Source organism: Janthinobacterium sp. 17J80-10, assembly GCF_004114795.1.
Lineage (GTDB): Bacteria > Pseudomonadota > Gammaproteobacteria > Burkholderiales > Burkholderiaceae_D > Paucimonas.
The window spans coordinates 2,244,341-2,258,866 of the sequence record NZ_CP035311.1 but is presented as its reverse complement, the minus strand read 5'-3'; the positions used below and the strand labels follow the sequence as shown (position 1 = coordinate 2,258,866).

The following is a 14,526-nucleotide window of genomic DNA, read 5'->3' as shown; positions in this document are numbered from 1 at the left end:
GCGGCGTAATTTGTTTACAGGGCGCATCCGCCCGGATCTGTTACATCCTCACTAACCAAGCGAGTTATTATGGCGAGCCGCAGCCCACGACGCCGCAGCAGTGAATCCTTTTGCGCATTGGGTGCGTCATCCATGCAGCGCCATTTCCGCTCTCCATCCGCCCGGCTTGCGGGTGTTTTATTGGCGATTTCGGCGGCATCGCAAGCTGTCGCAATGGATAAAAAAAGTATTGCGGAGCTCGATCTCGAAGAACTGGGCAATATCAGGGTTTCATCGGTTTCCAAAAGGCCCGAGTCCCTCGCCAATGCGCCAGGATCCATTTTTGTAATTTCCGCCGCAGACATCCGCCGCTCAAGCGCATCAACGCTGCCTGAAGTACTGCGCCTTGCGCCAAATCTCCAGGTTTCGCGGGTCGATGCGCGCAATTACGCAATCACTGCCCGCGGATTCAACAGCCCTTTTGAAAACAAGCTGCTTGTGCTGATCGATGGCCGCACGGTGTATTCCCCACTTTTCTCAGGGGTATTCTGGGATGCTCAGGATGTTGTGCTCGAAGACGTGGAACGTATCGAAGTCATCAGCGGTCCGGGCGCAACGCTCTGGGGCAGTAACGCAGTCAATGGCGTCATCAATGTCATCACCAGGTCTTCCGCTGATACGCAAGGGGCCCTGGTTGCGGCCGTTGGCAGCAGCAGCGAAAGAAATGGCGCCTTCCGGTTTGGCGGCGCACTCGAAAACGGCGGCCATTATCGCGTCTATGGCAAATATGCCGGCAATGACGATACGCGTCTCGCAAGCAACGCGCCCGACTCGACCGGATGGCGGCGCAGGCAAGCCGGTTTTCGCACTGACTGGGACAGCGGCGCACAAACATTTACCTTCCAGGGCGACGCCTATACCGGCTCTTTGCACCAGGCTGGCACACGGGATATCGAAACCACAGGCGCCAACTTGCTTGGGCGTACCAATGCCCGACTGGCGGACGGTTCCAGTCTCAGTGTTCAAGCCTATTGGGATTTTACTGAACGCAATCAACCCAATGCGTTCAACGAGCATTTGAACACCCTCGATTTCCAATTCCAGCATTCGCTCAATATGGCAAGTGCACACGATGTCATCTGGGGTGCGGGTTACCGCAAGGGATTTGATCGTATCAAAAACGATGTATTCTTTGCATTTCTCCCTGCTTCGCTCAACATGCATTGGGGAAATATCTTCATCCAGGACGAGATCAGGCTGAACGACGACCTGCGTCTTACCGCCGGCGCCAAGATCGAAGATAACAACTATACCGGCGCGGAATTCCTCCCTAGCCTGCGCCTTGCCTGGAATCCGGCTAAAAACAATCTTCTCTGGGCTTCGGCGTCGCGAGCGGTACGCACCCCGTCACGCATCGACCGCGACTTCCATAGTCCGAGCAATCCGCCGATCGCTGGCGGCGTTCCTCAATATGTATTTGCCGGCGGGCCGAATTTCGCGTCCGAGATCGCCAATGTCGTCGAACTGGGTTATCGTGTCCAGCCAACCAAGACTACGTCCTATTCTGCCACGGCGTTTTATACCCAATTCAACCGGTTGCGAACACTTGAGCCCAATCCCAGCGGTCCGGGTTTTACCTTTGGGAATATGGCCGAGGGCACGGCACGTGGCATTGAAATGTGGGGAAATTGGCAGGCGACTTCCCGTTGGCGCCTGTCCGCCGGGTTCGTCGCGCAGCATACGGATACCGCGCTCAAGCCGGGCAGCCTGGATATTTCTGGCGCAACGGGCCTGGCCACCCGTGACCCGAGCAATTTCTGGACGTTGCGGTCCCAGTTCGACTTTGCCCGTGGACAGGAAATCGATATCACCATCTGTCATACCGGCAAGCTCGAACGCCCGCTTGTGCCAGCCTACACGGCTGTGGACCTGCGGTACGGCTGGCGGGTGCGGCCGGACCTGGAGCTCTCGGTTATCGGCCAGAATCTGTTCGACCCCAGGCATCCTGAATGGGGCGCGGCGCCAGGGCGAAGCGAATATGAACGCAGCGTATTCATAAAGGCGGTCTGGCGCAGGTAAGGCGACCGGCAGCGACAAGTTCAATCGATGATAAATTCCGGCTACCTGTTAAAGCTTTACGTCCGATTGCGGCTGCTCTTGAAGGGCAGCCTGCTGTTGCACGTTTTGGCACTGGCTTTCTTGTCGAGTGCCATGGCGCCTGCCTGCCTTGCCCAGACCTCGGTCCTGGGCAATCCTTCCGGGCTCAGCGAAGAGCGGATCAAGGCGGCATTTCTGTTCCGATTCATCGGCTACGTGGATTGGCCTGCCACGGCCTTTTCCAGGCCGGATTCCCCTTATATCGTTGGCGTCCTTCGTGCGGATGGCATTGCGGAAGAACTGACGTTGCTGTCGGCAGGCCGGACGATCGGCAGCCGTCCGGTTATTGTCAGGCGCCTGCAGGCGAACGACTCGCTGAATGGATTGCATATCCTGTTTGTCGGCGCCGCTGAACGTGGCCGCATGGTGCAATCGTTCAAATCCTTGCAGCAGCAACCGGTGCTCCTGGTGAGCGATGCCGACGATGCTCTCGCGCAAGGAAGCATGATTAATTTCCGGATCGTTGACGAGCGGGTGCGATTTGAAGTCGCGCTCACACCGGCAGAACAATCCGGACTGAAATTGAGTTCGAGGATGCTGGGCGTCGCGCATTCAGTCATAAAAGGACCGCAGTAATGATTCACGCTATCAAGCGCAAGATTGCAAAAAAGTTCATGTTTGCGGTCATGGCAACGACTTTTTTGGCCTTGCTACTGGCTGGCACTGGCATGCTGGCTTATGACATCCATACCTTTCAAAAGTCCTGGACGAACAATTTGCAGTCGCAAGCGAATATCCTTGCGCGAGTCAATGCACCTGCGCTCGAATTCAACGATATTAAAGTTGCCAAGGAAAACCTGGACCAGCTCAAAGTCCGGCCGATGATCACTGCAGCAGCGATCTATTCGCACGACGGCACGCTGTTTGCGACCTATAAGCCTGATGGCATTGCGGCGTTCAGTTTCCCGCAGCAGCCTGCTTCCGGGGGCTATATCGTCAACAGCGACAGCATCACGCTTTTCCAGCCCATCGAAAAAGATGGCGAACACCTGGGCACGGTATTTCTGCATTCCCAGTACCCGGTCGCCGAGCGCATCAGAAGTTACCTTTCCATCCTCGGCCTGATCATGGGCCTCAGCCTTTTGTTTGCCGCCCTGGTTTCATACTGGCTGCAGTCTGCTGTCACCAGGCCAATCCGTGCATTGACCGAAGCGGTGAACCAGACAATCGGCAAGCGCGATTTTTCCATGCGCGTTGCGAAAACGACCGAAGATGAAACCGGCGTACTGGTCGACGCATTCAATATCATGCTTGCCGAGGTCGGGGAGCGCACCCGGGCGCTTGAGACTTCCAACGCATCGTTGCAGCGTGAGATGCAAGAACGTATTGGCGCAGAAGACGCGCTCAGGCAACTCAATGGCACGCTGGAGGCGAGAATTCTTGCCCGCACTGCTGACCTGGAGCGCGCGCATGAACAGCTGCGCCAGTCGCAAAAACTGGAGGCGATCGGCCAGCTTACCGGCGGCGTGGCGCATGACTTCAATAATGTACTGCAAGTTATCTCCGGTAATTTGCAGCTGCTGCAAATGCATCCTGCGGTAAACCCTGAAACGCAACGGCGCCTGAAAGGCGCTGCATTTGCCGCCGATCGCGGGGCAAAGCTGGCGTCGCAATTACTGTCATTTGCACGCCGCCAGCCATTGCAGCCAGTCTCTACCAATCTCGGGCGCGTCCTGCGTAACATGGATGAATTGCTGCGGCGCGCCCTGGGCGATTCGATTCATATCGAAACAGTGGTCGCCGGCGGATTGTGGAACACGCTGGTCGACCCGAACCAGCTTGAAAACGTCATTCTTAATCTCGCAATCAATGCCCGCGACGCCATGAAAGAAGACGGCAAGCTTACCCTGGAACTGGGCAACGCAATTCTGGACGAGCATTATGTCTTGAACGAACCGGATGTATCTCCCGGCCAGTATGTGATGCTTGCGGTTTCCGACACGGGGGGCGGCATGTCACCGGAGGTGATGGCACGTGCATTCGAACCATTCTATTCGACCAAGCGCGAAGGCGAAGGTACTGGCCTTGGCCTGAGCATGGCATATGGCTTCATCAAGCAGAGTAATGGCCATATCCGGATCTATAGCGAACTTGGCAATGGCACGACGATCAAGATTTATCTGCCGCGCTCGCATCAGGCTGAAGTGGAAATGCCTGATGTACGCTCAGGCCCGGTTGTTGGCGGCGCTGAAACCATCCTCGTGGTGGAGGACGACCCCATCGTACAGGCGACTGCCGTCGACATGTTATCCGGCCTGGGCTATAACGTGCTCAAGGCCGCAGATGGCCAGAGTGCGCTGACCATACTCCAAAGCGGCCTGGCCATCGATTTGCTTTTCACTGACGTTGTCATGCCGGGGCCTCTACGCAGTCCGGAACTGGCGCGCATGGCAAAACAGCTGTTCCCCGATATTGAAGTTCTGTTTACGTCTGGCTACACGCAGAATGCCATCGTCCACGGCGGTCGTCTCGATCCGGGCGTGGACCTGATCAGCAAGCCCTATCGCAGGGAAGATCTTGCGCGCAAGATCCGTCACATGCTCGCAAACAGGCTGCAAGTCATCGCGCCGATGCCAACAATCTTGCAGGAGGATGCAATCTCCTTGGAAAAAGCCGCTTCTCCCCTGCGTATCCTGACCGTGGAAGACAATGCGGAAGTGCGCACGATCTTGTGCGAGGTGTTGATGGCCTTGGGCCACAGGCCGCACGGCGTCGGCGATTCGGATGCGGCGATTCAGGCATTTTCTGCCCAAAAGTATGATGTCCTGTTGACCGACATACACCTGCCCGGCATCTCCGGCATCGAGCTTGCAAAGCAGCTCGTTGAGGAAGATGGCGATTTGAAAATAATCTTCTCCTCGGGCATTGGCGCCATTGGAGAAGACGAATTCAAGCACCAGTTTGCATCGCTCCCAAAGCCCTATGACCTGGAGCTATTGCAAAAAGTCCTGGCAAAGATCGTTGCAAACGACATGAAGGTTTGAATTCATGGGTTCGCGCCGTGCGGCAGGCGCGCTTCAAACCTGATCCCGCCCTGATCGGCGATTGCATTCAGTTCGCCTTCGTGTGCATTGATGATTTCACGCGCCAGATACAAGTGCATGCCGAGCTCGGATATCGGCCCTTTTTTCGTCAGCACGTGAGCAGCATACCGGCGCATTGGGGCAAACATCGCTTCGGTTTCGCCCGCTATCGGGCGTTCGGAAAGATAGCGCACCGAAAACACCAGCGATCCGGGCTCGGCCTGCAGCCTGACCGTCACCGGATTTCCCTTGGCTGAGTAACGCACGGCATAGGCGATCAGATTGGAAAACGCTTGTGTTAATCTTGGCTCATCAAAGGCGCCGGTCAGCGGGCCGGAGGCTTCCAGGACTATCGTCTGATCCGGATTGCGCGCCAGGAATTCCTCCACCAGCTTCCGGCACAATGCGGCCCCGTCGAGTTTGACCGGCTTGACCGATATTCCCTGCCCTTCGCGCACATTACCGACATCATGGATGTCGGCCGCGACTCTCATCACATTGTCGACAGACCGGCTCATGCTGGATGCGATCTTGTGAAGTCCGCCGGCGGGATGGCTTGTGTTTTGCTGCATTATTCGTGCCGCAAGCTCAAGTCCGCCAAGATGATTGCGAAAGTCATGCGCCAGCGTCTTCAGGAAGAGCCCGTGACACCGGTCCTTGATATGGCTGTAATGGTCCACGGCGGCAGACAATGCATTGTCGAAGGCTTGATTCGCACGCATTATCGCTTCGAGCATGTGCAAATCGCTGACGCCAGGACTTTCCATCCAAAGCTGCAGCACGACTTTTCGCAATGACTGAAACGTCAGAACCAGCTGGGCTTCCGTCAGGCCATTGGTCAAATGACTGACCGCACAGCGCTCCGCGGAAATGTTCAGGGAAACTGCCCCGAGTGCGAATTGGTCCTGCCGCATCTCGCTACCCGGCAGGTATCCGGCTACCGCATCCAGTAAAGCCTTCACTTCGGCATGCAAACGTTCCTGGATTGACCGGCTGGCTTGAGTTGGTTCGGCGAATGACTCTACGGCCCATCGCAAGATAATGGCATCAGCGTTTTCCCTGATAAAGGCGCCAAGCGCCAGGCATTGATTTTGCAAAAAATCTGCAGCGCTTTTCGGATGACGCATGATGCGGCTGGTTAAAGTTCAATGCTAAAAGAGTCACTTATTGTATAGGAGAATGGTGCTTCATTACGCGGGTATTTGGCTTTGGCGGGCGCGCCGCTACGCCAGGATCCCGGTTTCCAGGCGGGTTGGGAGTGCCGGCGCCACTGTCCAGGTCTTGCCGGGCATTTTCCCGCGCATGGTCATAATGTGTGAAATGGATCAAGATCTGGCGGGACTGTTCGGGTGGGGTCTTACCGAACGCGCTACGCTATCTGGCTGACTGCATTCACCAGTGGACGTAACCGACAGATCGGAAGATGCTATGGCTAAAGAATTGCAAACCGACGTTGCCATCATTGGCGCGGGCAGCGCCGGCCTTTACGCCCTGCGCGAGGTACGCCGCGCTCACCAGGATTTCGTTCTGATCGATTGCGGCCCGCTGGGCACAACCTGTGCGCGTGTCGGTTGCATGCCATCCAAGGTCGCCTTGCATGCGGGCGCCCAATGGGCTGCACGCAAGGACTTCGCCGCCATCGGCGTATCCGGCATGGAGCAACTGCGTATCGATTTGCGCCTGACCTGGGAGGCATTGCGCAGGCATCGCGACCGATTTACTGCCAGCGCCGCCGACAAGGCACGCAGCACCGCCGGTGAAAAGCTGCTGGACGGTCGCGCGCGCTTTCTGGAACCAACGCTGCTGGAGGTGGCGTGTCCCGGCGGGGCCACCCTGGTCAGGGCGAGATCGGTCGTCATCGCCAGCGGTTCGCGTCCAGTAATGCCGGACTGGCTGGAGCCGGTCAGATCACGCACCATCAGTACCGATGCGCTGTATGAGCTCGACATTCTGCCCGCCTCCATCGGCATTCTCGGGCTCGGCGCTATCGGCCTGGAAATGGGATTGGCACTTGCCCGCCTTGGGGTCAGGGTGGTCGGCGCGGACCTCGCCTCAACGGTTGGCGGCATCATCGATCCCGTGATCGCCGAGCGGGCGTTTGAGCGATTCGGCAAGGAGTTGCCACTTTGGCTGGGCGAAAAGACGAGCGTGGAGCCGCATGGAAATGGCGTAATGCTGCGTGCTGGCGACAGGGAAGCCAAGGTCGAGATGTTGCTGGCGGCTCTCGGGCGACGGCCGAACGTCGATGGACTCAACCTGGCCGCGGCTGGTTTTGCGCTGGATGAGCAAGGCATCCCGGCATTCGATCCTGAGACCATGCAAATAGGCGATCTGCCGGTTTTCATTGCCGGCGACGCCAATAGCGACCGTCCCCTGATGCATGAGGCCGCCGATGAAGGCAGCATTGCTGGCTACAACGCCGCACATGGCATATCCGGCACGCCGGTACGATTCCAGCGCAAGGTGCCGCTCGCGATCGCATTCTGCGATCCGGATGTAGCCAGTGTCGGCGCCCGGCTGGACACACTGGATGCGGACAGCATCATTATCGGCAATGCCGATGGCGGTGATAACGGCCGCGCAGTGATCCTCGACGGTGCGGAAAGCCTGTTGCGCCTGTACGCAGACGCCAGCACCGGTCAATTGCTGGGGGGCGCCATGGTTGCCGCCGGCGGCGAGCATCTTGCGCATTTGCTGGCATGGGCAATCCAGCGACGGGAAACTGCGGCAAGCCTGCTGCAATTGCCCTTTTACCATCCTGTACTCGAAGAAATGCTGCAAACGGCATTGCAGGAGATCGTGCGCCAGAGTGAATGCAAGTCCCCCTACCCTTTCGGGTTGACGCCCGTGGCCGATGCATGACCGTGGCGGCCGAAGCGTTTGCCGGCACAACGCCTACATTATTTTTGCCGGCTGCGAGCCGCCCAGCCTGTCGGGTGTCATGTGCCAGCTCAGTATAAACGCCACGGCAATCAATACGACGCTTCCAGTAAAGGCGCTGGAAAACCCGCCTGAGCGCTCGATCACCAGGCCGGCGGCAGCCGGACAAATCAGCTGGGCAACCGCATAGAACATCGTCACGTAGCTGACAGCAATGGACGCCTCCCGTGCGCTCACCGCCTCGGTGGTGGTCGCAAGCACGACGGTAAACAGGCCGGACATCGTCGCGCCGATAATGATGTAATGCAAGGCAAAGCCAGGCAGGCCAGGCCAGAGCAGTGGAATGCCGGTGCCAATAAGGTCGGCAAATACCAGCAACTGGATCACCCTGCGACGGCCGAAACGGTCGGCAAGCGCGCCACATAGCGGGCCGGAAAAAATGGAAAGAATGCCGGACATTGCCGCCAGGCGTCCCGCAACGACCGGGCTCAGCCCGCCAGCAAGCGCAAAGCTGTACATGAAAATCGCCTGCACGACGTAGGTGCTGCCAATGATGGCGTACAGAAGTCCAATGCGGATGACTTCGCGGTTGCGGTAAATGGCCTTGATTCCCGTGCGTTGCTGCTGGACGGCATCCGGCGCGGCCGGATTCGGCAGGAAGAGCAGCACGGCCGCTGCAGTCAGCATGCCAGCCAGTGCAAAGATGCCCCAGGCCAGCCGCCAGCTACTATCGCCAAAGGCTCCCTGCAGGTAGGGGACCATGGCGCCGACCAGCAGCATGCCAATCCCTGCGCCGCTGTTGACGGCGCCGATGACCGCTGCGCGCCGCTGCGGAAACCAGCCGACCAGAAGCGATATCGTCGGGGTATAGGAAAACGCGGTACCGAAGCCCAGCAGGGTCATCCATACGACCAGCAATAGATAATGCGAACTGAGGCTTAATCCGCAAAACCCGATGGCCGTCAAAAGCACGCCGATCACGATGGTGATCTGACCGCCCCATCGTGCGGCAAAAACACCCGACGCCATGATCAGGCAAAGGTAGCCTAATGCGGCAGCAGTTCCGAGATTGCCGGCTTGCTGATAATTGAGCCCCAGGCTCTCGCGCATGAACGGCAGGATCAGCCCGTAAGCCAGGCGGGCGAATACCAGTGCCACCACGACCACCAGCAAGCCGGTGGCAAGCATGACCCAGACTGGCGGAGGCGATTTTCTGATCGATGTCATGCCCGTGCTGATGCCCTGAGGATGGGCAAACGCCTGGGGCATGCCTTGTCGATACGCTGCAACGGCAATTTGGCTGTGAGAAGATGCATGTCGCAATTCTACTTCAGGGCGAATACCCGTTGGGCGCGAATTGCCGCCTGCTTTTCAAGCCCAGGCGCAGGCGACATCACTGCCGCATCACCAGGCGCAATAGGCCTGCCACGGCAAGCAGCGCGATGACGCTGCCGGCCCAGATCGCGGCCATCCACAGCAGGCGCACGTAAAGCGGCGATGGATGGCGTGACTGCATATCCTCGCGCCGTGGCGACAGGATCCTTCGCCATTTCATGCGTGGTAGCCTTCGGCACGCACCTTGCCGCGAAAGACCCAGTAAGACCAGCCGGTGTAGATCAGGATCAGCGGCATGATGATGACCGTACCAACCAGCATGAAGAGTTGGCTGCTGCGATGGGTTGCGGCTTCCCAGATGGTCACGGCACCCGGGACGACAAAGGGGTAGATGCTGATTGCCAGTCCGACGAAGCACAGCAGGAAAATAAACAGCGCGAGCAAAAAAGGCGCCAGTTCGCGCCCTGCCCTCATGCTGCGTACGAATGCCAGGCTGGCGACGCCAACCAGAAGCGGCACGAACCCGGCGAAGAGAATGTTCGGATAGGAGAACCAGCGCTCGTAATAGGCGCCCGCAAGAAACGGCGTGGCAATGCTGACAATGATGATGGCGGCAAGCGTCGCCGCGCCCAGCCGCCAGGCCAGGCGCACGCATTGGCGTTGCATACCGCCCTCGGTCTTGAGAATGAGCCAGGTCGCGCCCAGCAATGCATAGGCAATGACGACCCCGACTCCGGTAAGAATTGAAAACAGTGTCAGCCAGTCCCACCAGCCACCTGCATAAGTACGGTTGCTTACCTTGATTCCCTGCAGCAGCGCGCCCAGCACAACGCCTTGCGACAGCGCCGCAATAAAGGATCCTCCGGTAAACGCCAGGTCCCATGCCGCCCGGTGCGCGGGATCACGCCAGCGAAACTCAAAGGCGACGCCCCGGAAAACCAGCGCCAGAAGCATCGCGATGATGGGCGCATACAGGCCGGAGAAGATGACGCCATAGGCGAGCGGAAAGGCGGCAAGCAAGCCGCCGCCGCCCAGAACCAGCCAGGTCTCGTTGCCGTCCCAGACCGGCGCGATACTGTTCATCGCGGTATCGCGGTCATGCCCCACCTTGAAGAACGGGAAGAGAATGCCAATCCCGAGGTCGAATCCATCCATGATCACGTAGACAAAGACGGCAAACACAATAATGAATGCCCAGACCATGGCGAGGTCAATGTCCATTGCGCCGGCCTCCTAGTTGTGCTGGATGAAATCGGGCTTGAGCGCCGGCCCGGGCGTAATGCCTGCGCTGCGCACCGGTATGTTCGGCGGAGCCGTCTCGTGCGCCTGCGGCGGCTTCGCCATCAGCTTCAGGATGTAGAGGACACCGGCGCCAAAGACGACAAAGTAGACAACCACGAATGCTGCCAGCGAAGCCGCCAGCGCCGGCGCAGCCAGCGGCGAGGCGGATTCGGCGGTGCGCATCAAGCCGTAGACTGTCCAGGGCTGGCGCCCGACCTCGGTCGTCACCCAGCCGGCCAGCACTGCGAGCAGACCGGACGGCGCCATCATCAAGGCAAAACGATGCAACGGCTTCCAGGTATAGAGCGTGCCGCGCACGCGCGCATACAGGCTGAGCATGCCGATCCCGGCCATCAGGAAGCCCAGGCCCACCATGATCCTGAAGGCCCAAAACACGATCGCGACAGGCGGGCGGTTCTCGACCGGCATGGTATCAAGCCCCGCCAGCGGCGCATTCAGGTCGTGTTTCAGGATGAGTGATGACAGCTTGGGAATTTCAATCGCATAATCGACGCGGTTCTCGGCGGCATTCGGCAATCCGAACAGGATAAGCGGCGCGCCCTCGGGATGGCTTTGATAATGCCCTTCCATGGCCATGATCTTCACCGGTTGATGTTCGAGCGTATTCAAGCCATGCAGGTCGCCAAGCCCGATCTGGATGGGAGCAACGATGGCTGCCATCCACATCCCCATGGAAAACATGATGCGGGAATGGCCATTCTCGCGGTTGCGCAACAGATGCCAAGCGCCCACGCCCGCCACGATGAATGCAGTGGTGAGATACGCCGCCGAGACAGTATGCACGAGGCGGTAGGGAAAGCTGGGATTGAAAATGATGTGCAGCCAGCTGCCCGCCGGGATGAACTGGCCCTCGGCATTCATGGCATAGCCGGCAGGCGTTTGCATCCAGCTATTGACCGACAGAATCCAGAAAGCCGAGATAAAGGTGCCGATGGCGACCATCAGCGTGGCCATGAAATGCAACCCCTTGCCGACACGGTTCATGCCGAACAGCATGACGCCCAAAAAGCCGGCTTCCAGGAAAAAAGCCGTGAGGACTTCATAGGCCATGGGCGGGCCGATGATGGGTCCGGCCCTGTCGGCGAATGCCGCCCAGTTGGTGCCGAACTGGTACGACATGACAATGCCGGAGACAACACCCATGCCGAATACCAGCGCAAAGATCTTTATCCAGTAGCGAAAGAGATCCATGTATTCGGCCCTTCCCGTCTTCAGCCACAGGCCTTCGAGCACGGCCAGATAGCTGGCAAGTCCGATGGTGATCGCCGGGAAAAGGAAATGGAAACTTATCGTGAAGGCGAACTGGATACGTGCCAGCAGCAGGGCATTAGGCAGCTCAGTCATCAGGTAACCCCTTCACTCACTGTGAAACGACGGCACTACCGGTATGTCGCCAACGGCGCCACGACTTGCCTCCGGCGCGTCGGGATGAATGTCTTAGTCAAGTGTCGCAGGATATTCCTTTGGCCGAGCCAGTCCCTTACGCCTCCTTTGACATCCGACAAACGCCATTGAATTCTTATAGCGTTCCCTCGCAACAGCTGTGCCGGAAGTAAAATACTTGGCTAGAGGCACATAACTGCGCCTTTTTCTGGCGCCAGGCATGCCGCTTACCTGAGACTATCCAAATGCTTACGCCACCGCCGGCGCAAAACGTTCGAGGACATGGCTGCTCATCCCCTTGGCTAACTCTTCCTCGCCAAAAAACACCGTGCCGATCCCCTCCTTGCGCAACATCTGCGACTCTTCCTCGCTATGCGTGCGCAAGACGATTTCAATGCCGGGGTTGAGCGTGCGCGCCGTCTCGACCATTTGCCGCACATTGAGCGGATCGGCTGTGGCTACCACCAGCATGGCCGCATTGGCAATGTGCGCCTGGATCAGCACCGCCGGATCGGCGGCATTGCCTGATACGGCAACCACGCCATTTTTGCGCAGGATTTCTACCAGCTCGCGGTTCTGCTCCGCCACCACATAGGGGATGCCCCGCGCCACCAGTTCACTGGCAATGCGCTTGCCGACGCGCCCGTAGCCTACCAGCACGACCTGGCCTTCCAGATACTTGCGCTCGGTCGACATCGGCAGTTCGGCATAGGGATCACCTCGCTGTTCCAGGTGACGCGCCAGTTCGGAGCGGGCAAGAATCCAGCGGCGCAACGGCTCGACAGCCGAAAACAGGACGGGATTCAAGGCGATGGAAATCAAGGCGCCAGCCAGCACCAGGCTCATCCCTTCGGCAGGCAGCAAGCCGAGCGTGACGCCGAGGCCGGCCAGAATGAAAGAAAATTCGCCGATCTGCGCCAGGCTGGCCGATACCGTCAATGCGGTGTTCAGGGGATAGCGGAATGCCAGGACAATCGCCAGCGCGGCGACGGACTTGCCGAAGATAATGATGGCCACGACACCCAGCACCTGCAAGGGCTTTTCGAGCAGGATCGCGGGCTCGAAAAGCATGCCGACGGACACGAAAAAAAGCACGGAGAAGGCGTCGCGCAAGGGCAAGGACTCTTCCGCGGCACGGTGGCTGAACTCCGATTCGCGCATCACCATGCCGGCAAAGAAGGCGCCGAGGGCAAACGATACGCTGAACAATTGCGCAGCGCCGTAGGCAATGCTGATGGCAGCAGCAATCACCGACAGGGTGAACAGTTCGCGCGAGCCCGTGCGGGCGATGTGCCAGAGCATCCAGGGCAGTACACGGCGGCCAGCCACCAGCATCAGGACGATGAAGGCCGCCACCTGCAGTAGCGTCAGTCCGATGGTTGCCCACAACGGCTTGCTTGCACTGGCTTCCGCCACCACCGTGCCGCCCAACACGCCGGCCAGGGGCGGCAGCAGCACCAGGACCAGCACCGTTGCCAGATCCTCGACGACCAGCCAACCGACGGCGATGCGCCCGTTCATGGTTTCGAGCACGCCACGCGCTTCCAGTGCCTTGAGCAGCACCACGGTACTGGCGCACGACAGCGACAGGCCAAACACCAGACCGGCGCCCCAGGTCCAGTCCCACCACCAGGCCACGATCATGCCAAGAACGGTTGCCAGACTCATCTGGACTACTGCGCCCGGCACGGCAATCCGCTTAACCGCGAGCAAGTCATTGAGGGAAAAATGCAGTCCGACGCCGAACATCAGCAGCATGACGCCGATTTCAGACAATTGCGATGCCAGGTGCACATCGGCCACGAAGCCTGGCGTGCTTGGGCCAATGATGATGCCAGCCACCAGATAGCCAACCAGGGCGGGAATCTTGAGGCGTTCGGCCACAAAACCGAGAATGAGGGCGATGCCAAAGCCGGCGGCAATGGTCGTAATCAGCGGTATGTTATGTTCCATTCAGTTCCATTTCTCGGCCAGGTCAAGGCTTTGCCGAGTCAAGCATCGGGGTGTTGCGCGGGAGATTGCTGCCGATATGCAGGCGCTTGCAAGACCTATATTGTACTAATGAAACTCATTTGCCATGGCGAGACGACGTGGAAGCGCCTCTCAGGGGATGATGGCGAGCACAAATAAAACCTAATGCCATACTTAAGCTTTAACGGCTAACACTCTGTTTTTAAGTATTAATATTTACAGAGTCTTGTCGCATCTCGGCGATCTCGACGGCAATGACGCTATACCTTTCTTCGGTATAGCCAAACACTTGTGCGATGACATGCGCTTCCTCTGCCTGCAGAAAAAGCCCGGCATGGGACTCATTGTCCGTAAATGACACGGCCCCCCGGAAGGGATAAAGATAGCCATGATCTGTTTTGACGACGTACATGCGCATTTTGATCACCCGCACATTCAAACTGTATATCCATACAGTATAATAGGCGTCAGCTGCCCAACCCGCCAACTTTATTTC

11 protein-coding genes are annotated in these 14,526 nt (G+C 58.5%); 4 read left to right on the top strand and 7 right to left on the bottom strand.

What is annotated here, in order from left to right; genetic code table 11:
* The first annotated feature begins 213 nt into the window (after nucleotides 1-213).
* Genes EKL02_RS10210 through EKL02_RS10200 form a run of 3 tightly spaced genes read left to right on the top strand, consistent with a single transcriptional unit; the run spans nucleotide 214 to nucleotide 5,120 of the window.
* A complete protein-coding gene (locus EKL02_RS10210) occupies nucleotides 214-2,058 on the top strand; it encodes a TonB-dependent receptor (RefSeq protein WP_128901944.1) in 1,845 nt (614 codons plus the stop codon).
* A gap of 27 nt (nucleotides 2,059-2,085) precedes the next feature.
* On the top strand, nucleotides 2,086-2,712 hold the full coding sequence (locus tag EKL02_RS10205; RefSeq protein ID WP_128901943.1) for a YfiR family protein: 627 nt from the start codon (nucleotides 2,086-2,088) through the stop codon (nucleotides 2,710-2,712).
* Nucleotides 2,712-5,120, top strand: a complete 2,409-nt coding sequence (locus EKL02_RS10200; protein WP_128901942.1) for a response regulator — start codon at nucleotides 2,712-2,714, stop codon at nucleotides 5,118-5,120. Before EKL02_RS10205 ends, EKL02_RS10200 begins: the two co-directional genes overlap by 1 nt.
* Nucleotides 5,121-5,122: 2 nt before the next feature.
* Here the strand turns inward: EKL02_RS10200 and EKL02_RS10195 are convergent, their stop codons facing one another.
* Nucleotides 5,123-6,286, bottom strand: a complete 1,164-nt coding sequence (locus tag EKL02_RS10195; RefSeq protein WP_128901941.1) for a HAMP domain-containing sensor histidine kinase — start codon at nucleotides 6,284-6,286, stop codon at nucleotides 5,123-5,125.
* Between the two features lie 301 nt (nucleotides 6,287-6,587).
* Here EKL02_RS10195 and EKL02_RS10190 point away from each other — a divergent pair, with 301 nt between their 5' ends.
* Nucleotides 6,588-8,021 (top strand): dihydrolipoyl dehydrogenase, encoded by a 1,434-nt coding sequence (locus tag EKL02_RS10190; protein WP_128901940.1) that lies wholly within the window; start codon nucleotides 6,588-6,590, stop codon nucleotides 8,019-8,021.
* Between the two features lie 33 nt (nucleotides 8,022-8,054).
* Here EKL02_RS10190 and EKL02_RS10185 read toward each other — a convergent pair whose 3' ends face one another.
* The 6 genes from EKL02_RS10185 to EKL02_RS10160 all read right to left on the bottom strand — a co-directional run bounded on the left by EKL02_RS10185 (nucleotide 8,055) and on the right by EKL02_RS10160 (nucleotide 14,448).
* Nucleotides 8,055-9,308 carry an MFS transporter gene (locus tag EKL02_RS10185; protein WP_128901939.1) on the bottom strand — a complete coding sequence of 418 codons (1,254 nt, stop codon included), beginning with the start codon at nucleotides 9,306-9,308 and terminating at the stop codon, nucleotides 8,055-8,057.
* 124 nt (nucleotides 9,309-9,432) lie between these two features.
* Nucleotides 9,433-9,594, bottom strand: a complete 162-nt coding sequence (locus EKL02_RS10180; protein WP_241687682.1) for a DUF2474 domain-containing protein — start codon at nucleotides 9,592-9,594, stop codon at nucleotides 9,433-9,435.
* Nucleotides 9,591-10,595 carry a cytochrome d ubiquinol oxidase subunit II gene (cydB, locus tag EKL02_RS10175; protein WP_128901938.1) on the bottom strand — a complete coding sequence of 335 codons (1,005 nt, stop codon included), beginning with the start codon at nucleotides 10,593-10,595 and terminating at the stop codon, nucleotides 9,591-9,593. The genes EKL02_RS10180 and cydB overlap by 4 nt, the downstream gene beginning before the upstream one ends.
* 12 nt (nucleotides 10,596-10,607) lie before the next feature.
* Nucleotides 10,608-12,020, bottom strand: a complete 1,413-nt coding sequence (locus EKL02_RS10170; protein ID WP_128901937.1) for a cytochrome ubiquinol oxidase subunit I — start codon at nucleotides 12,018-12,020, stop codon at nucleotides 10,608-10,610.
* A 288-nt stretch (nucleotides 12,021-12,308) separates the two neighbouring features.
* Nucleotides 12,309-14,012 (bottom strand): YbaL family putative K(+) efflux transporter, encoded by a 1,704-nt coding sequence (gene ybaL, locus EKL02_RS10165; protein ID WP_128901936.1) that lies wholly within the window; start codon nucleotides 14,010-14,012, stop codon nucleotides 12,309-12,311.
* Between the two features lie 220 nt (nucleotides 14,013-14,232).
* Nucleotides 14,233-14,448: a hypothetical protein gene (locus EKL02_RS10160; RefSeq protein ID WP_128901935.1), complete on the bottom strand. Its 216-nt coding sequence runs from the start codon at nucleotides 14,446-14,448 to the stop codon at nucleotides 14,233-14,235.
* Nucleotides 14,449-14,526 lie beyond the last annotated feature (78 nt).